At 36.5% G+C, this 19,781-nt stretch carries 18 protein-coding genes and 1 pseudogene; 3 read left to right on the forward strand and 16 right to left on the reverse strand.

The features are described 5' to 3' along the window. Positions 1-101: 101 nt before the first annotated feature. From ABES02_RS01595 to ABES02_RS01625, 7 genes are all read right to left on the reverse strand, one after another. Positions 102-1,264, reverse strand: a protein-coding gene (locus tag ABES02_RS01595) for an IS3 family transposase (protein WP_430129855.1) whose coding sequence is annotated in 2 segments (ribosomal slippage) — positions 102-988 and positions 988-1,264 — 1,164 coding nt in all. Because the reading frame shifts where the segments join, the coding sequence is not laid out codon by codon here. A gap of 202 nt (positions 1,265-1,466) precedes the next feature. Continuing rightward, positions 1,467-2,792 (reverse strand): glycosyl hydrolase family 18 protein, encoded by a 1,326-nt coding sequence (locus ABES02_RS01600; RefSeq protein WP_430129858.1) that lies wholly within the window; start codon positions 2,790-2,792, stop codon positions 1,467-1,469. A gap of 79 nt (positions 2,793-2,871) precedes the next feature. Next, positions 2,872-3,498, reverse strand: a complete 627-nt coding sequence (gene cdaS / locus ABES02_RS01605; RefSeq protein WP_430129861.1) for a sporulation-specific diadenylate cyclase CdaS — start codon at positions 3,496-3,498, stop codon at positions 2,872-2,874. A gap of 590 nt (positions 3,499-4,088) precedes the next feature. Then, on the reverse strand, positions 4,089-4,712 hold the full coding sequence (gene wrbA, locus ABES02_RS01610) for an NAD(P)H:quinone oxidoreductase type IV (protein ID WP_430129864.1): 624 nt from the start codon (positions 4,710-4,712) through the stop codon (positions 4,089-4,091). A 388-nt stretch (positions 4,713-5,100) separates the two neighbouring features. Beyond that, entirely contained in the window at positions 5,101-5,706 is a 606-nt protein-coding gene (locus tag ABES02_RS01615; RefSeq protein WP_430129867.1) for a nitroreductase family protein, read from the reverse strand. Positions 5,707-5,806: 100 nt separating this feature from the next. After that, positions 5,807-6,415 carry a flavin reductase family protein gene (locus ABES02_RS01620; protein WP_430129904.1) on the reverse strand — a complete coding sequence of 203 codons (609 nt, stop codon included), beginning with the start codon at positions 6,413-6,415 and terminating at the stop codon, positions 5,807-5,809. Between the two features lie 602 nt (positions 6,416-7,017). Continuing rightward, complete coding sequence (locus ABES02_RS01625; protein ID WP_430129907.1) at positions 7,018-7,653, reverse strand: FMN-dependent NADH-azoreductase; 636 nt, start codon at positions 7,651-7,653, stop codon at positions 7,018-7,020. 324 nt (positions 7,654-7,977) lie between these two features. Between ABES02_RS01625 and ABES02_RS01630 the strand changes: the two genes are divergently transcribed. The 3 genes from ABES02_RS01630 to ABES02_RS01640 all read left to right on the forward strand — a co-directional run bounded on the left by ABES02_RS01630 (position 7,978) and on the right by ABES02_RS01640 (position 9,785). Next, a complete protein-coding gene (locus ABES02_RS01630; protein ID WP_430129870.1) occupies positions 7,978-8,472 on the forward strand; it encodes a hypothetical protein in 495 nt (164 codons plus the stop codon). Positions 8,473-8,756: 284 nt separating this feature from the next. After that, positions 8,757-9,080, forward strand: a complete 324-nt coding sequence (locus tag ABES02_RS01635) for a winged helix-turn-helix transcriptional regulator (RefSeq protein ID WP_430129873.1) — start codon at positions 8,757-8,759, stop codon at positions 9,078-9,080. A gap of 69 nt (positions 9,081-9,149) precedes the next feature. Then, a complete protein-coding gene (locus ABES02_RS01640; protein ID WP_430129875.1) occupies positions 9,150-9,785 on the forward strand; it encodes an FMN-dependent NADH-azoreductase in 636 nt (211 codons plus the stop codon). Between the two features lie 72 nt (positions 9,786-9,857). Here ABES02_RS01640 and ABES02_RS01645 read toward each other — a convergent pair whose 3' ends face one another. The 9 genes and pseudogenes from ABES02_RS01645 to ABES02_RS01685 all read right to left on the reverse strand — a co-directional run. Continuing rightward, positions 9,858-11,195 carry a glucose-6-phosphate isomerase gene (locus ABES02_RS01645; protein WP_430129878.1) on the reverse strand — a complete coding sequence of 446 codons (1,338 nt, stop codon included), beginning with the start codon at positions 11,193-11,195 and terminating at the stop codon, positions 9,858-9,860. 97 nt (positions 11,196-11,292) lie between these two features. Continuing rightward, complete coding sequence (fsa, locus tag ABES02_RS01650; RefSeq protein ID WP_430129881.1) at positions 11,293-11,955, reverse strand: fructose-6-phosphate aldolase; 663 nt, start codon at positions 11,953-11,955, stop codon at positions 11,293-11,295. A gap of 38 nt (positions 11,956-11,993) precedes the next feature. Further along, positions 11,994-12,890 (reverse strand): phosphogluconate dehydrogenase (NAD(+)-dependent, decarboxylating), encoded by an 897-nt coding sequence (gene gnd, locus ABES02_RS01655; RefSeq protein WP_430129884.1) that lies wholly within the window; start codon positions 12,888-12,890, stop codon positions 11,994-11,996. Between the two features lie 35 nt (positions 12,891-12,925). Next, a complete protein-coding gene (gene tkt, locus ABES02_RS01660) occupies positions 12,926-14,947 on the reverse strand; it encodes a transketolase (RefSeq protein ID WP_430129886.1) in 2,022 nt (673 codons plus the stop codon). 24 nt (positions 14,948-14,971) lie between these two features. Further along, complete coding sequence (gene zwf, locus ABES02_RS01665; RefSeq protein WP_430129889.1) at positions 14,972-16,489, reverse strand: glucose-6-phosphate dehydrogenase; 1,518 nt, start codon at positions 16,487-16,489, stop codon at positions 14,972-14,974. A 102-nt stretch (positions 16,490-16,591) separates the two neighbouring features. Then, positions 16,592-17,263 (reverse strand): ribose-5-phosphate isomerase RpiA, encoded by a 672-nt coding sequence (rpiA, locus tag ABES02_RS01670; RefSeq protein WP_430129891.1) that lies wholly within the window; start codon positions 17,261-17,263, stop codon positions 16,592-16,594. Positions 17,264-17,315: 52 nt separating this feature from the next. After that, positions 17,316-17,450 carry a BA3454 family stress response protein gene (locus tag ABES02_RS01675; RefSeq protein ID WP_335714940.1) on the reverse strand — a complete coding sequence of 45 codons (135 nt, stop codon included), beginning with the start codon at positions 17,448-17,450 and terminating at the stop codon, positions 17,316-17,318. A gap of 457 nt (positions 17,451-17,907) precedes the next feature. Next, on the reverse strand, positions 17,908-19,167 hold the full coding sequence (locus ABES02_RS01680) for an Nramp family divalent metal transporter (protein ID WP_430129894.1): 1,260 nt from the start codon (positions 19,165-19,167) through the stop codon (positions 17,908-17,910). 199 nt (positions 19,168-19,366) lie between these two features. Beyond that, positions 19,367-19,781: pseudogene (locus ABES02_RS01685) on the reverse strand (alkene reductase); the annotation flags it as partial.

The raw sequence follows: 19,781 nt of genomic DNA on the forward strand, positions 1-19,781 counted from the left end.
ATTAAAGTTTAAGAATATTAATCATTTTCTGATTCGATTGCTAAGAAAAAACCAGGAGACTAGACTGACCTAGTGATTTGAGACACGAATAAAACACCCTCTTAGGCTGCCATTTGACCAAACTCTATTGGTGAATGGTAGCCTAATTTCTCTTGTATGCGCTCTTCATTGTAATACTTCATAAATTGATCTACATGCTGTCTCACCAGCTCAAGAGACATTGAATTATACTTTACATATTGAAATTCCTCTGACTTTACATTGGAATGGAACGACTCAATGACCGCATTGTCCCAACAGTTTCCTCTTCTCGACATACTGCTCACTAAATTCTTTTCTTTTACCAGGTTTTGATAGGCATAAGAAGTATACACGCTTCCCTGATCCGAATGGATGATGACTCCCTTTGGATTACCCCTTATTTTCAGTGCTTCCATCAGTGTATCCACTACTAAAGGAGTCTGTTGATGAGTGTAAAGCTTGTACGACACAATTTGATTATTATATAAATCCATGATAGTAGATAAATACAAGGTGCATGACCCATATTGAAGATAAGTAATATCTGTTACCCACTTTTGATTTGGTTTATCTGCCGTAAAGTTCCTCTGTAGAAGGTTGGGGGCGATAATCACGGACTCTCCTTGTGATTTCCATTTACGTTTAGGCTTCACCCTGCATTGTAGATGGTATTTCTGCATCACGCGCTGGACCGTGTTTCGATTTAATTCAATTTGGTACTTTCTCTTCAACAACTTTTTTATCTTCCTGTGGCCATAACGATATTTTGTTTCTTCACACAATGAAATAATGGCCTCCTCTATCCTGGACAACACGGCTGGCTGAGCCGATGCCCAACGGTAGTATGTAGCTCTTGGAACACTTAAAGCCGACAGAATAGCTGTTACTGTATATTTTTTACGTAACTTTTGTACGAGCTGGAGAACTACTTCTTTTTCAACTCCTTTTCGAGCTCCAAATACTTTTTTAAGATTTCATTCTCCTGTTGTAAATGACTAATCTGGCGTTCTTTCTTTTCCTCATCACTCAGAGAATCAGGGCCATGTCCATATGTATATTGTTTTCCAATCGGCTGATTAAATCGATGTACTTCATTCTCACGGAACCATTTCATCCATATCTTGATTTGAGATACATTTTTAATTCCGTACTTATCCATTATTTCTTGATTTGTAAACTGCCCGCTCATTTTATCTTTCACTACTGCCCATTTGGTTTTACTTGAATATACATTTTTGCCCACGCAAAAACACCTCCGATTTAGCACTTTTATTAAGTGTACCATTTCGAAGGTGTTTTATAGTGTCTCATTTTTTTAGGTTAGTCTAGACCCCTCTGCAAGAATAACAGGTTTTTTACAAATTATTGGTCTACTCTTGAAAACAAGTCAATAGCATTTTTTATGTCCCCTGGAAGAGATTGATTGTATTAAGGGGATAACAATATTAGTGCACATTGAATTCCTCTAGTAACATTTTTTCTGTTTGAGGCATGGTTAGACCTAAGTGCCAGCACCCCATTCCAGCTAGTCCATATTGTCGAACTAGTCGAAACTTAACCAGTAAGCTGCGTGGGTCCTCAAACCACACTTCGTGTAGATTTCCTTTATTGTCAACATAACGGAACCAAGGTGAAGCAGCATTCTCATTATAGTGTACCGGACTTTGATATCCTGTGTATAAATCAATGGCATGTTGAGTGGAATAAGCAGAACCAGAACGCTTATTTGTTCCTATAACCCAATCATATGCGTATTGAGGAATTCCAAGCATTAACTTTGATTTATCTACAACAGAAACTGCATAATTCAGTGTAGCTTTCACTCTGTCTATCGGAGCAATTGGCCCTGAAGGTCCTCCTGGCCAATGCCAATCATACGTCATCAAAAACATTCTATCCAGGTATTTCCCAAGCGTTCGATAATCATAACCTGCAGAATAAGATGGCATTTGATCGCCTTCTTTTGGCGGAACAGCCATCATAATTTCCATTCCTGACGGATGAAGCTTTGAAGCTAATTCGTTAATAAACTGGTTAAGGTTAGCCCGATCTTTTGTTTTTACCTGTTCAAAGTCGATTACTACTCCTTTGTAATCGTGACTATCTAAAAGGGAATATATATTATTGACAAATTTTTGTCGTAACCATGGCGTACTTATTAACTGATGAGTAAGATTAGGATCAAACCCCTTTTCACTTAAATTTGTTAGTGTGGCAAAAGGTGGAAGATTTTCTTTCCAAGCAATCTTATGCGCCTCGTTTTCTGGTGTTTCAATGATATTTCCTTGTTCATCGGACCTATACTCAAACACGAAAATACTAGTAAGAGTCTTTTTATAGTTATTCAGCATCCAAGCATTTGAATTCTTATCTTTTGGAACAAAATAAGTTCCAGTCCAAATATTCATTTTTGGCGGCCTTGGGATACTTAATTTCTGACCAGGGACAAGTACTCGACTCTTTAAATGATTTTGTCTCATTAATGTTATTTCACTAATTGCGTGACGATTAGCAATCTCCCAAATACTTTCACCTTGCTGAACAAAATAAGTGGAACCAGGTATCATCATTGCCTGTCCAAGGACTAGTTGAGTATTCTTAGCTAAACCATTCAGCTTAGCTAGGCCCTCTTCGTCTATTTTGTATTGTTTTGATATTTTGGTTAGGCTATCACCAGGTTTCACTTCATGGATGACTTGAGCAAAAGCGAAAATGGGAGTCATTAAGACCACACTAGCTGAAATTAACAAAAACAAAAGTTTCTTTATCATAGGAACCTCCAATAATAAATTTTCTATCATAGTAATAGCTCAAATTGTTTTGAAACAGGCAATTCTTTAGTTTATGACCTTAAAAAACAATGGGCTGTTTAGTATTAATAGGATATAGTTTTCCGTCTAAGGCAAATGAAATTTTGCCCGTTTCTTCGGATACTACTAATGCTAGGGCGTCGCTTTTTTCTGATATCCCAAGAGCTGCTCTGTGACGTGTCCCCAGTTTTTTACCCACTATATTCTTTGTTGTTAAAGGAAGGACATTAGCTGCAGAAACCACTTCGTTTCCCTTAATTAAAACAGCCCCATCATGCAACGGGTTCCCTGGGTAAAAGATGGCTTCCAATAATTTAGGCGTTACTAATGCTCCAATTGTCGTTCCTTTTTGAATAATAGGCTCAACGGAATCAACACGTTGAACTACAATCAGGCCACCATGTCTATGATTCGAAAGATTCTGAACAGTAGTGGATAAATCTTCATAAGTGTCAGTAAAAGATGATAAATAACAATTTAAGTAAAAAGAGGCAGCCATTGTTTCAATTTCAATTAAATGTTGTTTAACATCTTCGAGACTTCCCAATACACAATAATTTTCTTTACCAAGTATGTCTAAATTAGATTGCAGTAGGAGAATTAGTTCTTGAATACCATCTTCTAAATGTTGTTTCATGGGTGAAAAGTCACAATTATTACTATCCATGCACGGATCCCTCCAAATACATTTTATCGTGTAGACTATTGAAAATTAAATTCCTTTAGTAATATCTCCTCTATTTGTTGCATAGTGGTACCTAAATGCCAGCAGCCTAACTCTCCTAATCCATATTCATTAACTAGCCGGAATTTAGTAAGTAGACTACGAGGGTCTTCAAACCACACTTCATGCAAAGTTCCATTTTTTTCAAGATATCTATACCAGGGAGAATCTGACATTTCATCATAATAAATTTGACTTTCATGATTTATAAACTGATCCATTATAGTATTAGTAAGATGTTCTGTTAATATAAAATAGTAAATTAATCCAATAAAGACATATAAAAAAGGATCCCATACTGAAAGGATCCTTAATAATATTGATTCTATTAAAAATTTGGAAATGGTACTTTTATAAAACAGTATGTAATAATAATAAAATCTAGTTTGATACTACTGGTGAAAATCAATAAAAAATTAACGAACATTTTCAAGAGATTCTTTTAGGTCCAAACTGGTTATAATCGAGCTCATCCTCACTTATTAGCTTCTTTATTTTTGATTTTTTCTCCACTGAAGTAACTAGGTAATTAATTATTGAATAGCTTTTTTTACCCATTCTGCTATTGTAACTGTGCGTTTTGCCTGATGCTTAACGGCAGCTTGAACAGCAGATTGCTCCTCAACCATTTTCCCATTCTGATCAACAGTAACACTTGTTCCATATGGGTTTCCTCCAGCGCCAAATATCACTTTATCAGTATATCCTGGAGTTGCAATAATCGCTCCCCAGTGATGCATCGTTGTATAAAGCGACAATATGGTTGCCTCTTGTCCACCATGTGGGTTTTGTGCGGATGTCATCGCACTAACCACTTTATTAACGAGTTTCCCATTGAACCATAAACCACCTGTTGTGTCTAAAAACTGTTTCATTTGTGATGGCATATTACCAAAACGAGTTGGAACACTGAAAATAATTGCGTCTGCCCATTCTAAATCTCCTAGTGATACTGTTGGAATGCATACTCCAACTTCCTCATAATAGTTCTTCCATGGAGGGTTAGAATCAATAACTGATTGAGGAGCTAATTCTGGAACTGTTGATATTTTAACCTCTGCACCAACTTCCTTCGCCCCTTCAGCAGCCCATTGTGCTAACTGATAATTTGTACCTGTTGAACTATATAAGATGATTGCAAGATTTACATTAACCATATTGCCAATCTCCCTTTCATTTAAAAATAATAAAATTAAAACTTTATTAGAAATTCAAATTTATGTTGCCCTTGCTTTTATTTTCAATCCTAAGTTTTACACCTTACCTCATATTTTTTTACCACAAATAAAATAATCGAATAACTTTACGATTCGTTATGTTGTTTTCTATTTACTTTTTTGAGCATTCCGCAACTGTTACTGGACGTTTTCTTGATCCCTTCTACAAGTCATTTTGATTAATTAGTAATTTGTCCCACCCATGCCATAATAAATTGCGACAAATAAAAAAAACTAATCGGAATTGTATCCGATTAGTTTTTTCATTGCACCCCAACTTGAGCTTCTTTCGCTCCAATCAACAGGCAAGTTTAACAAAGCCTTAATTTTATTTAAATACTTTTACACGGTCTTCTATTGGTAGGAATTGTTTCTCTCTAGGTGAAGCTGTCGGCTTACCAAATGGCATTTGGGCTATCATTTTCCAACTACTTGGAATTCCCCATTTCTTTTTAACTTCATCGTCAATAAGTGGATTATAGTGTTGTAATGAAGCACCAAACCCTTCAATTTCCAGCGAGGTCCAAATTACATATTGAAGCATCGCATTTGATTGTTGAGCCCAAACAGGGAAATTTTCGGCATAAGACGAAAATTGTTTTTGAAAAGATTCAATTACTGCCATTTCCTCAAAAAATAAAACGGTGCCAAATCCACTGCCAAAGGCATTCATTTTTTCTTCAGTAGGAGCAAACTTTTCAGCTGGAACGATTTTTCTCAACGTTTCAGTTGTAATACTCCACAAGTTAGTGTGATGTTCTCCTAATAAAAGAACTACTCTTTGGGCTTGAGTATTAAATTCTGATGGGGTATGCTTTACAGCATGATTTATTACCTCTTGAATTCTTTCATCAGATACAACTGGTTCACTGCTTATACCATAATAGGTACGTCGTTCCTCTACTGCGGTATAAAAATCCTTCGATGCTGTCATTTCATTATCTCCTGTTCATTCTTTTAATATTTAATATCAAAATTCAATTTTAATAATTCCTCTTATTAAAATTCTTTATACCAAAGGGATTTACAAGAAGTTATTTAGGTCTTTCTATTTCAAAAATCTCTCCAATTTTTGCATAATTATTACCAGCCAATCGGCTTACAGCGGCTAAGCCCCTAGGGTTTATTCTTCCCTTTTCATAAATTTCATAATCAATATGAAATTGGACAACTTTTCCGATAATTAAATCACTGCCAGGTGATTCCGATCCTCCTAATTCTACGGAATGTTCTAAAACGCATTCCATTCGGATTTTTGCTTCCTTTACTCCTGGAACAGAAATTTTTATGCTTTCAATTGGTGTAAAATTTGCTAACTCAATCTCACTCTGATCAGGAGGAAGGATTGCCGCTGTTCTATTTACTTTTTCAACATTTTGTTCATCCACAATATGGACAACGAATTCCTTGGCCTCGATGATGTTTCTCGCTGTATCCTTCTGTCTTCCTTCTGGCCGTTGAATCGCTATTGATATCATTGGTGGATTAGCTGTCACAATATTAAAATAACTGAATGGTGCACCATTCAAAATACCATCTTTCGAAATCGTTGTGACGAAAGCAATCGGTCTAGGTATAATACTTCCTATTAAGAATTTATAATTTTCTCTTTCGGTATTTGCGGATGGGTCTATTGAAAGCAAAGTAACCATTCCTTTTCGTGAATTAATTAAATTCCTTACTTCAATCGGAAACAATTTGTGCTCAATTTGTCCTCTATGAGGTTCATATTGTGAAGGCAACATCAATTTTTCTCCCATTGTTGCGTGTGTTTCATCATGAGCGAACCCATGTGGATCCGTTGCAAGTGAACGCCCCTGCATCCAACGGAGTTGTAAATTGCTTAACCACTATTTCCTTCCTCATCTGAAAGGCACCATCCTTATCTTTTAAGGTTCTATAATATTCCATTTTGCTATTTAGCTTGACCTATGGGGACTATTTCTACTACTTCATCAACGTTTTTATTTTTGGAAACGAGGAGAATTAAGAGAACGAGGACTTGCAACCTTAAGTAAGGCTTAAGGCACCAGCTAGCTAAAATGTACCGCTAAAGATAAACTCGATTTTCGTTATATCCAGTCAATTTTTGTATCGGACTGAAAATAAATTTCACACACTTTATCTAATGCACTTTTAATCGGAACGTAATTAAGCCCAATCTTAATCTTCAATCAAAAAAATAAGAGCCAACAATTTTGTTGACTCTTTAATAAATTTGTTATGCTATTAATTTGCCAATCAATTAAAAAGTATGAGCTAAATCTTTTGCTCTTGCAATTGCATTTTCTTTAATTTCTTGAGCTTTATCTGGCATTGCGTTATGTCCTTCTACAAATAAACCTTCAAAAGAAGGAACTCCGAAGAATTGCATCATCACATTTAGATAGCGGTGTCCCATTTCCATTTGAGCTGCAGGACCCTCTGAATAAATACCGCCACGAGCTTGAATATGTAGCGCTTTTTTATCCGTCAATAATCCTACAGGACCTTGTTCTGAGTATTTAAAGGTTTTACCTGCAACGGAAACAGAATCAAGATATGCCTTCATAACTGGTGGAAATGAAAAGTTCCATAAAGGTGTTACAAATACATATTTATCAGCTGAAATAAATTGATCAGATAACTCTGAAAGCCGCCCAACTTTAGCTTGCTCTTCAGAAGAAAGTTCCTCGAATCCTTTCCCAGATTGGAGTTTCCCCCATCCGCTAAATACGTCAGCATCAATTTGTGGAATATTTTCCTTATAAAGGTCAATCGAAACAATTTCATCATTCGGATTTACTTCTTTATAAGTTTCAATAAATGCTTTTCCTGCTGCCATACTGAAAGATTGATTGTGATCATGGGGATGAGCAGTAATGTACAATACTTTTGTCATTTTTTTCTTTCCTTTCATTTCGAACCGTTTTAGTTTTAAACTAAAATCATCTTTTTATTTCGAATTAAGATAATTTTAATTCGAAATAATAGTAATATAATTTAGAAGTTAATTCAACCATTTTATTTATGTTTAAAAAGAATTCTTTCATATCTCCCTATTGCTGGTTGGCAGGTTATGATAATTATGCCTCTAAAATTTACATATTGATTTTATTACCCATTTTTACTACAATATTAATGTAACAAGGTTACTTTTTATATACATGTTATTTTTAGTTATTTGTTATGCTATATAATAAAGATAAAAAGTGAGGTAATTAAAGTGAACTTATTAGAATCCAAAGTTATTCAAACTAAGTCAGAAAAAGAAATTTATATTGATCAAAATACAAACATTGAAATAGGCGGTATCCAATATCCTGAAAAAGCCCATCCTTATTATGAATTTATGGTCGGCTTAGAATTAATTAGGATTAGGGCTAATGAATATTATGGAACTAAAAAAGCATACTTTGGTATACGAATTACAGAGAATTTACAATCATTGACCATATTTGAGCCAGATCAACAAAGTATTTTTGCCTCTAAAAGTGAAGAGGAAAAGGATGCAGCAATAGAATTAATAAATTATTTATTAATTGAATCGCTTAATTTTAAACAATTTGTAATGACAATGATCCGTAATCTCAAAACGGAAAATGGAATTTTTGAAAAGGAAATTAGTAAATTAAAAGCTAATAAAGCCCTTTTGGAAAAATTATTAAAAGTCACTTATGAAGATGTTAAATTTGCCATACAAAGGAAAATAATAGCTTGAGTTTAGCTTATGTTAAATCATGTATTATTATTTAATAAACATTAGTTAGGGGAAAAGCTTATAATAATAAAACTGCTTTTCCCCATTGATTTCCTATTAACTTCTTTATAAATTTCCTCTAGATTTTCCTCATCTCTATACTAAAATTTTTGAATTTATGGAAATTTCCCTTTTTTACTTTAAACAAAAATTTTATTAATAAACTTTTTTACTATGCATATTTGGTTACAATAAGTTCATAAGAAATAAAATGTGTGTATGAATGAAGGAGGGTAAGATATTTAGTGGAAGGACAGGAAAACCTTCAACCAGAGGTTGAAAAATCCTTTGAATTAATAGGAAAACGATGGACAGGGTTAATTATATATGTATTATTAAGCGGCCCAAAGCGTTTTAGTGAAATTCACTCAATTATACCTGACTTAAGTAAACGAGTGTTGACAGAAAGAATGAAAGAATTAGAAGAGCATGGAATTGTATTACGTCATGTTATTCCTACGCGTCCAGTAAGAACAGAGTATTTATTAACGAAAAAGGGACACGAGTTAGGGAAAATTCTTGGCCCTATTAGTCAGTGGGCAACGAATTGGATGAAAGAAAATTACTAATAAGATTTTAGAAGGGTTTTTACTCACATAAGGATAAACGGTAAATTTAGGAAAGGCAGGATGAGATTTTTGGCAAATGTTCTTTATATAACAGCACATCCTCTTGACCCCGAACGGTCATATAGCTTAACAGTTGGAAAAGCATTTATCGATTCTTATAAGGAATTTCATCCTCAGGATAAAATTGTCCACCTTGATTTATATAAAGCAGACATCCCCTATCTTGACTCAGATGTATTTAATGGCTGGGAAAAACTTCAGACAGGTACATCATTTGAGCAATTAACATCCGCGGAAAGGTCTAAGGTTGGACGTTTAGCCGAACTGGGTGGACAATTCATATTATCAAATAAATATGTATTTGTTACCCCAATGTGGAATTTTTCTGTCCCTGCCATCATGAAGACCTATCTTGATGCTGTAGCTGTATCAGGTAAAACTTTTAAATATTCCAAACAAGGATCTAAGGGCCTATTAATAGGAAAGAAGGCGATACATATTCAAGCTCGGGGAGATGTGTATTCGGAGGGACTAGAAGCGGAATTGGAAATGGGGCATCGATATCTTGAAGTCATGATGAATTTTTTTGGAGTACAAAACTTGGAAAAAATTATCATAGAAGGACACCTTCAATTTCCAGAAAGAGCCCAAGAAATCAAAGAAAAAGCCATTATTACCGCAAAGGAAGCAGCAAAAATTTTTTAACGCTCTTAAATGAAAAATACACCCTTACCTTGACTGCTAAAACAGGAAGATAAGGGTGTTTGTTTGATGAAATTATTTAGAAATCCGTTTTAACAATTTCTCTTTTTCTGCTTCATATCCCGGTTTGCCAAGCAGTGCAAACATATTCTTTTTATACGCTTCCACTCCTGGTTGATCAAATGGGTTTACTCCCATTAATAAACCACTAATTCCACATGCTTTTTCGAAGAAGTAAACCATTTCTCCAAAAGTAAATTCGTTTAATTCATCCAGCTCGACAGAAAGGTTTGGCACTCCTCCATCTACATGAGCCAATACGGTTCCTTGAGAAGCATTTTTGTTGACATAGTCCATTGTTTTTCCGGTTAGATAATTCAATCCATCGAGGTTAGATTCCTCTTCTTCAATGGTTATATCGATTTTTGGCTTATGAACCGACAGAACTGTTTCAATTAAATCGCGACGGCCTTCCTGCACATATTGCCCCATAGAATGAAGATCCGTTGTAAAATCGACGGAAGCAGGGTAGAGCCCTTTTTGATCCTTCCCTTCACTTTCTCCGAAGAGCTGCTTCCACCATTCAGACACAAAATGAAGGGATGGTTCAAAGTTTACTAGAAGTTCGATGGATTTTCCCTTCCGGTATAGTGCATTTCTCACAGCCGCGTATTGATAGCTTTGGTTTGTACCCAAGTCCGGATTATTATACTTGTCTGCAGCAGCTGCCGCCCCTTCCATCATTTTGTCAATATTGAGACCGGACACAGCTATAGGTAGTAGACCCACTGCGGTTAATACTGAGTATCTTCCTCCTACATCATCAGGAATGACAAAAGATTCATATCCCTCTCCATCAGCAAGCGTTTTTAAAGCCCCTTTTGAGCGATCGGTTGTTGCATAAATCCGTTTTCGCGCCTCTTCTTTCCCATACTTTTTCTCCATATAGTCTCGGAAGATGCGAAAAGCAATCGCTGGCTCTGTTGTAGTTCCTGATTTGGAGATCACATTTACGGAAATATCTTTGTCTTTTATTACATCAAGCAAATGGGAAATATACGTAGCACTAATATTTTGACCGGCAAAATAAATTTGTGTCTTGTTGCCCATTTGGTTATGGAAGGTATGGGAAAGGGCTTCAATTGCTGCTCTTGCCCCAAGATAAGAACCGCCAATTCCGATAACGATTAATGCATCCGAATTACTGCGAATTCTCTCAGCTGCTGCTTTAATTCTTGCAAATTCTTCTTTATCATAGTCATTCGGCAGATTGACCCAGCCTAAAAAATCAGAACCGGGGCCTTTCTTCTCGTGAAGCATATGATGGGCGGTTTTTACAAATTCGGTAAGGTTGTCGACTTCACTCTGCTGCATAAATGAGAGTGCGTTGGTATAATCAAAAGAAATCGTCATTTTATTTTTCTCCCTTATCTCAAATGTCATTTTAAGAGCGTTAGAAAATTCATCATGTTTTTTGAAAATTTCTAACGCTCTCAGGGCTCACTAATTTTTATAGTGAATTTTTCCAGTCAGCTGCAAATTTTTCAATTCCTTGATCTGTTAATGGGTGTTTAGACAATTGCTCAATTACCTTGAATGGTATCGTTGAAATATGTGCTCCAGCCAATGCCACACGGGTTACATGGTCCGGGTGGCGGACAGAAGCGGCGATAATTTGTGAACCTAAATTTTGCACACGGAACAATTCTGCAATCCGTGCTACAAGTTGTACACCATCTTCACTAATATCATCCAACCGGCCCAAGAATGGTGAAACATAGGTTGCTCCTGCGCGTGCTGCCAAAAGTGCCTGATTTACGGTGAATATAAGGGTAACATTCGTTTTTACACCTTTTTTTGTAAGATATCTGCATGCTTCCAATCCATCTAATGTCATGGGAAGTTTAATTGTAATATTTTTATCCCCGCCATTAATTTTAATGAGTTCATTTGCCTCTGCGATCATTTGTTCAGCTGTTATAGCGTTGGGAGTCACTTCCGCAGATACGGATTCCACTTCAGGAACGGCATTTAGGATTTCTGCAATACGGTCTTCAAATTTTACACCTTCTTTTGCCACTAATGATGGGTTAGTCGTAACACCGGATAGAACTCCGATTTTGTACGCTTTTTTGATTTCGTCTAAATTTGCAGTATCAATAAAAAATTTCATGATGTTTTTTTCCTCCAATTTAAATGAATAAAGGTGCCTTATTTATTTTTTTCAACAGCATGTCCGCCAAATTCATTTCTTAATGCAGCTACGACCTTTCCTGTAAAGGTATCATTCTCTTGGGACCGATATCGCATCAATAGAGACATTGCAATGACTGGAACGGCAGCTTGAAGATCTAGAGCAGCTTCGACAGTCCATTTTCCTTCACCAGATGAATGCATGATTCCTTTAATCTCATCCAATTTTGGATCCTTAGAAAAAGCATTTTCTGTCAATTCCATCAGCCAAGAACGAATGACAGAGCCATTATTCCATACTTTTGCTACCTTTTCGTAATCGTAATCAAATTCACTTTTTTCAAGCACTTCAAATCCTTCACCAATGGCAGCCATCATTCCATATTCTATTCCATTATGAACCATCTTTAAGAAGTGGCCGCTTCCTGTTTTGCCTGCATAAAGGTACCCATTTTCCACTGCTGTGTCCCGGAAGATCGGTTCTACGACTTCCCATGCTTCCGGATCGCCGCCAACCATATAACATGCCCCATTACGGGCGCCTTCCGTCCCGCCTGAAGTGCCCGCATCCATAAAGCTCACGCCTAGTTCTTTCAATTCATTGTAACGGCGAATGGATTCTTTATAATGGGAGTTACCTGCTTCAATGATAATATCCCCTTTTTCGAGGAACGGCGTGATTTCACCAATAACAGAATCAACCACATCATGGGGAACCATAATCCAAACAATTCTTGGTTTTTCTAATGATTGAAGAAGTTCCTCATAGCTTGACACACCTGCAGCCCCATAACTTTTTATTTCTTCAACAGCTTTAGAATTTACATCAAATGCAACGACTTCGTGATGATGATCACATAAATTTTTCCCTAAATTTAAACCCATTTTCCCTAACCCTATTAATCCAACCTTCATGTTAATCTCCTCCAATAATGGTTACAATTTATTGATTATTTAGCACTTTCCATTGCTACTTTTGATTGATTTAGAACACTTTTCGTCATTTGAACGACATTTTCAGTAGTAAATCCAAACTGCTTCATAACTGCGTTACCGTCTCCTGATGCACCGAAGTTTTCAATAGATAATATTTTTCCATCGAATCCAACGAAGCGTTCCCATCCTTGGGATATTCCCATTTCAATGGCGACGCGTTTTGTAATAGAAGAAGGCAACACAAATTCTTTATATTCTGAGGATTGTTGGTTGAACAATTCCCAGCTTGGAATCGCAACAATTCGAACAGATATATTTTCCTTTTCTAGTTCTGTTTTTGCGTTTACAGCCAATGAGACTTCGGAACCTGTAGCCAATAATATTACATTTGGTGTCGAAGTTGTTTCAGTCAGTATATAAGCTCCTTTAGAAATATTATCCAGATTCGCTTTTGTTTCGTTATATACCGGCAGGTTTTGGCGGCTTAAAATCAATGCCACTGGGCCTTCTGTTTGCTGAAGTGCATAGGCCCAGGCGCTTGCCGTTTCATTTGCATCAGACGGTCTTATGACAGTCAATCCAGGTATCGCGCGTAGGGCCGCCAATTGTTCAATTGGCTCATGCGTAGGACCATCTTCCCCTACGGCAATCGAATCATGTGTAAATACATAGATGACCGGAAGCTTTGATAATGCTGCCAAACGGATCGACGGACGAAGATAATCGTTGAATACAAAGAATGTACTTACAAAAGGCTTTAATCCTCCATGATAAGCCATCCCGTTTGCTGCAGCCCCCATCGCATGTTCACGTACACCAAAGTAAACATTACGAGCACTATAAGACTCAACTGCGTAAATTTGCTCTCCTTTAATTTCGGTCATTGTAGAATGGGATAGGTCAGCACTGCCGCCAAAAATAGCTGGAACTTTATTTACAAAATGGTTGATTGCTTCCCCGCTGGCAACACGGGTTGACACGGCCTTTCCTGTATCAAAGGTTAAGATATCTTTCGCATCGATCAGCACTTTTCCATCAATGGCATGGGATAATTGCTCTGCTAATTCTGGATATGCTTGCTTATAAGACTGGAATAAGTTATTCCAGCTTTGTTCAGTATCGATTCCCTTACCCTTTAATTGTTCAAAATGTGCTTTGACTTCATCAGGTACATAGAAATCTTCTTCATACAGCCAGTTATAGGCCTTTTTTGTTACCTTTCCTTCTTCTGCTCCAAGTGGTGCACCGTGTGCTTTATTTGTTCCGGCAACCTTAGGGCTTCCATAACCGATAATCGTTCTGATTTCAATCAGACTAGGTTGACCGGTATTTTGTTTTGCCATTTCGATTGCCTTTGAAATGGCTTCAATGTCATTACCGTCTTCCACTCTTAAATAGTTCCAGTGTGCAGATTCCACTCTTTTCTTGATATCTTCAGAAAAGGAAACATTCAATTCCCCATCAAGGGAGATATCATTTGAATCGTACAAGACAATCAACTTATCAAGTTTCATATGCCCGGCCATTGACATCGCCTCATAAGAAATACCTTCCATTAGGTCACCGTCGCCGACTAATGCATACGTATAGTGATCAATAACAGGGTGTCCTTCTTTATTAAACTTTGCCGCTAAATGAGCTTCCGCCATTGCCATCCCTACTGCGTTGGCAATACCCTGGCCTAAAGGACCTGTTGTCGCTTCAACACCCGGTGTGTGGCCAAACTCAGGATGCCCTGGCGTCCTGCTGTTCAATTTTCTGAAATTCTTTAAATCATCCATTGTGACACTATAACCGGACAAATGAAGCAGGCTGTATAATAAACTGGATCCATGTCCGGCAGATAAAACAAATCGGTCACGGTTAAACCATTTTGGATTATCAGGATTATGATTCAAATGGTTCGCCCACAATGCATATGCCATTGGTGCTGCCCCCATTGGGAGACCTGGGTGCCCGGAATTTGCCGCATTGATGGCATCGATTGATAAAGTTCGAATGGTTGTAACTGCTAAGTTCTCAATATTTTGTGACATAGTCTATATCCTCCTGGATATTTGTTATTTCAAATGTGCGGGTTCTCTGTTTTGTTCAATTTCTTCATCCAGCCACCATTTAAAGCCATTTTCTGATAATAGGGCTTCAGCGGCATCTGGCCCATATGAACCTGAACGATATTCATGAAGCGGTGACATATTTTCCTCAAATGCATTCAGAATCGGCTGTACCCACTCCCAAGACAATTCAACTTCTTTCCAATGAGCAAAGAATGTGGAATCTCCGATTAAAGCATCGTAAATCAGTCTTTCGTAAGCCTCTGGGACTCCTGAGCTAAAGTTTTCTACATCTTCACAAGAAAAATTAATTCTAACAGGTTCGATTTTCCCGTTATTCAATGGATTTTTGCTATTTAATTGAAGAGAAACATTTTCTTTCGGGCTGATTTCAATAATCAATAGATTAGGCACCACATTTTGCTGATTATGTTTATACAGTAGTTTTAAAGTATTTTTAAATTCGATGACGATCCGAGTCGATTTATCCTTCATTCTTTTTCCTGTCCGGATATAGAAAGGGACACCGCTCCAAAACGGATTATCAATCCATAAACGAGCTGCTACAAATGTGTCAGTTTGAGAAGAAGGATTTACTCCTGGTTCCTCTTTATAACCTATCACTGGATTACCTTCTATCTCTCCGGAAATGTACTGTCCACGAACAATATGGGCTTGAACATCCTCTTTTCCTATAGGGCGAAGGGCTTCCATTACCTTCCCTTTCTCATTTCGGATTTCAGTCGCGTTTATCTTATAAGGCAAATTCATGGCGGTCATCATGAGCAATTGCATCATGTGATTTTGCACCATATCGCGTATCGCCCCTGCATGATCATAATAACCAGCTCTTTTTTCAACGCCAACCGTCTCACTGGCGGTGATTTGGACATTCGCAATATGATCCTTGTTCCAAATGGATTGGAGTATCGGGTTCGCAAATTCCAGAGCCTCAAGGTTCTGAACCATTGGTTTACCCAAGTAATGGTCAATTCGATAAATTTCCTCTTCATCAAATGCTTGGCTAAGTTTTGCATTAAGCTCACGAGCGGATTGGAGGTCATGTCCAAATGGTTTTTCGATAATTAAACGTTTCCATCCACTTGTTGCACCAAGTCCGCTATTTTTTATATTTAATGAAATGAGGTCGAAAAATTCAGGTGCAACGGAAAGGTAAAACAAACGATTTTCCGCAATTTGCAGTTCTTCTTCTCTTTGCTTTACCACTTGCAGCAATTTTTGATAATCCTCTATTTTGTTTGCGTCAAACCTGCTATAGCGAAAAGCCTCAACAAATTCCTCCATATCCGTCACATCATGCTCGAGGCGGCGCGAAAAGGTTAAAATCGATTCTTTTACTTTTTCTTGAAAATCATCATGTGATTGTTCGCCTCTTCCGAGTCCAATTATAGATATTGGTTGAGGTAATTTTTTATCAATATACAAATTGTAAAGGGCCGGGAATATTTTCCTCTTAGCTAAATCCCCAGTTGCTCCAAATAAGACAAAGGTCATTGATTCCATTGTTATATCTCCTTATAATTGTAAAATACTTCCTTAAAACTAAAGACTAATAAAAGAATGCCATAGAGACAACTCAATTTATTTTTTCCCATTCATCCTCAACTATTTTCGTAAATTAATGACAATTTCCTTACTTCTATTCAAGGTAATGACGATATCAGCCATTCCAATAAACAGTCCATTTTCAACCACGCCGGGTATCATATTCAGGTCTCTTTCAAGATCTCCAGGATGAGTAATATCTGGGAAGCTACAGTCAAAAATAAAATTACCATTATCAGTTCGAAATGGGATTCCATCTTTTTGCCGTAACTGCGGACTGCATCCAAGCTCTAGGATATATTTCTTTGTCATTTCATGACCAAAAGGAACGACTTCTACTGGCAGTGGGAAACCTCCTAATTTATCCACTATTTTGTGTGGGTCCGCTACTACAATAAATGTATTAGCTGCTTTCGCAATTATTTTCTCTCTTAAAAGGGCACCCCCGCCTCCTTTAATGAGAGCTAAGTCACGATTTACTTCATCGGCACCATCTATAGCGACATCAATTTGATCAATTTCTTTAAATGAAACAAGTGGGATTCCTACTTCTGTTGCCAATTTTTCCGTTTGTTTGGAAGTAGGGATTCCTTTAATAGAAAGTCCTTGTTGAACTAATTCTCCAAGTTTAGATATGGTAAACAATACAGTGGACCCCGTTCCCAGCCCAACTATCATTCCATCCTTCACGTACTCTACAGCTCTTTCTCCAACTTCTTTTTTTTCATTCAAGGACTTTTACTCCTTTCATTTAAGGACTAGAAGAAATCGAAATTCATTTGTTTTAATTTAACCATTGTTTCTCGATTTGTTTCTGTGCAATACGCAAAATTTGTTCTTCAGGTGTATCTTTTTTAACGATTACATTCGTCAGGTAATTTTTACCTCTCAATTGAAGTTTAACTGTCACTTCCACCATATATTTCACTCCCTTCAAATTTTAATGTGAATTATATAAATCAAAAGAAAATAACTTTTAGTTCTTAAGTTATTTTTGATGTATTAGGTTACTTTACGTAACTATAATACTTCCGGAAATTATTTTCGTCAAGCAAAAATATCTTAGAATCGAGATTTTTTATTTTACGCATTGTTCTTGCCAGTTCAGCACAAAAAGCCAACAGAGAATTACTGTTGACTTCAACTTATTTGAATTGTAGATTCATCTATTACTCATTCCGCTTTCACCAAATTTGTCACTGTTGCTATTAACTCTATTCGTTCATGTTTTTTTGTGTTTAATCTTTCTTCTACAAAGTAATGAGTTTTCCGATAATTCGAAATAATTACACGAAAGCTACTATAAAGCAGCCCTAATCAATTGTAAAAGGATTTATTTAATTTTAAGGAAATATCACTTTGTAGTTATGCCTTCTTTAGTTAAAAAAAGTATGATATAACAAAAATAAATTAAGAGTTATAATAAGTACAGCAATTATCCACGCACAGATTGACGTTATTGAATGATTTACAAGTTTTCCCATTAGTTTTTTGTTACTTGTAAACATTATTAAAGGTATTAAAGCAAAAGCAATTCCAAAAGAGAGGACAACTTGACTTATTACAAGAGCTTTAGAAGGATTAATTCCCATTAAAATTATTCCTAACGGCGGTATCATTGTAATAAATCGTCTCAAATAAATAGGTATGCGTCGTTTAATAAAGCCTTGCATAATGATGTCACCTGACATGGTACCAACTGAAGAACTAGATAATCCAGCAGATAACAATCCAATTCCAAAACATACAGCCACAAATGGTCCAAGTATTTTTCCAAATTCATTAAAGGCAACTTCTAAATCACTTATGTTTAGTCCGTTTTTATGAAATAAAGCCGCTGATACGATTAACATACTCGCGTTTATCCCACCTGCAATAATCATCGCAATAATGACATCTACAAACTCATAATTAAAAATCTTTTTCCGTTCTTCTTCGGTTTCTCCAACAATCCTATTTTGTGTTAAGGCAGAATGCAGATAAATGGCATGTGGCATCACTGTTGCTCCCAGCATACCAGCTCCTAATAATACGCTATCTACATCCTGAAATTTGAATGTGTAAAGACCAGAGAGAATTGCCACTGCATCTGGTGCTGCATAGAAAACTTGAACCCCAAAAACTATAACTACAATAAAAATCATTGCTGTAATTACAGCTTCTAACGGACGTACTCCTCGCCTTTGAATCTCCAAAATTACGATTGAACCAATGGCTGCAATAATAGCAGCTAAAACAAGTGGGATATCAAAAAGCAAATAAATTCCAAGCGATGCACCAATAAATTCTGCAAGGTCTGTTGCCATAACTACAAGTTCAGCTTGAAGCCATAAAAGAATTGAAGTCTTCTTTGAAAATTTCTCTCGGCAAACTTCAGGAAGGTTTTTACCCGTTGCAATCCCTAACTTGGCAGACATCGTCTGGATCAAAACAGCCATTAAATTAGAAACTAATATGACCCATAATAATGTGTATCCATACTTAGACCCTGCCGAAATGTTTGTTGCATAATTACCTGGGTCGATATATGCCACAGCAGCAATAAAGGCAGGACCTAAAAAAGGAAGCAATCTTTTAATTCCTTTAGAATCACTTTTTATAGAAGAATTAGAATATTTATTCAAAGAGTTAGACAATTTTTTGTTCCAACCTCCTTCTGTTATCCGAACTTATAGTTAATTCAGTAATTTGCATATGAGTTAATGCCACTTTAATATTGTAGCTTTTTATCGCTATTCTTATTTACTTTTACTGCCTTACCTTCTTGAACTCAAGCACATAAACTGAAATAACAAAATGAAAGAAGCTATTTAAGCTTCTTTCTCATTTTGCACTTTAAATTAATGTATTAAGATGCTTCTTAGCATCATATTCTTCCAATGCTTCACCATTTTTTAAACGATGAATAAAATCTGGATTAGAAATGAATGGACGTCCGAAAGCAGCAACATCAATTATTCCTTCTTCAATCGCCTGATTCGCCATTTCTGGATTTAATGTACCCACTCCAATAATGACACCATCCCAGTATTTTCTGACTAATTGATGCATCGTTTTTCCATCTGCAAGCACTCGATCAAATTGCATAATCGATGGGTGGATCATTGTTGCACCAGCTTCCTTAAATGCCTCAACAAATGTACGAATAGCCATTTCTGGATCTTCCCACATGTAATTTGGTATATCTGCTTTATGAGCAGAGAATCGAATCATTGTTCGTTCTGAACCAATTGCGTCGATAACTGCTTTA

It is taken from the genome of Neobacillus pocheonensis, from assembly GCF_050477905.1.
Lineage (GTDB): Bacteria > Bacillota > Bacilli > Bacillales > Cytobacillaceae > Neobacillus > Neobacillus pocheonensis_A.

Coding starts and splice junctions, on each gene's coding strand:
- ABES02_RS01625 (WP_430129907.1), bottom strand. CDS start 7,653: ATGACAAAAGTATTGTACATTACTGCTCATCCCCATGATCACAATCAA.
- gnd (WP_430129884.1), bottom strand. CDS start 12,890: ATGAAGGTTGGATTAATAGGGTTAGGGAAAATGGGTTTAAATTTAGGG.
- fsa (WP_430129881.1), bottom strand. CDS start 11,955: ATGAAATTTTTTATTGATACTGCAAATTTAGACGAAATCAAAAAAGCG.
- ABES02_RS01600 (WP_430129858.1), bottom strand. CDS start 2,792: ATGATAAAGAAACTTTTGTTTTTGTTAATTTCAGCTAGTGTGGTCTTA.
- zwf (WP_430129889.1), bottom strand. CDS start 16,489: ATGGAATCAATGACCTTTGTCTTATTTGGAGCAACTGGGGATTTAGCT.
- wrbA (WP_430129864.1), bottom strand. CDS start 4,712: ATGGTTAATGTAAATCTTGCAATCATCTTATATAGTTCAACAGGTACA.
- ABES02_RS01615 (WP_430129867.1), bottom strand. CDS start 5,706: ATGACAGCATCGAAGGATTTTTATACCGCAGTAGAGGAACGACGTACC.
- ABES02_RS01675 (WP_335714940.1), bottom strand. CDS start 17,450: ATGGTGGAAGTGACAGTTAAACTTCAATTGAGAGGTAAAAATTACCTG.
- cdaS (WP_430129861.1), bottom strand. CDS start 3,498: ATGGATAGTAATAATTGTGACTTTTCACCCATGAAACAACATTTAGAA.
- ABES02_RS01645 (WP_430129878.1), bottom strand. CDS start 11,195: ATGACGATTTCTTTTGATTATACCAACGCACTCTCATTTATGCAGCAG.
- tkt (WP_430129886.1), bottom strand. CDS start 14,947: ATGTCACAAAATATTGAGAACTTAGCAGTTACAACCATTCGAACTTTA.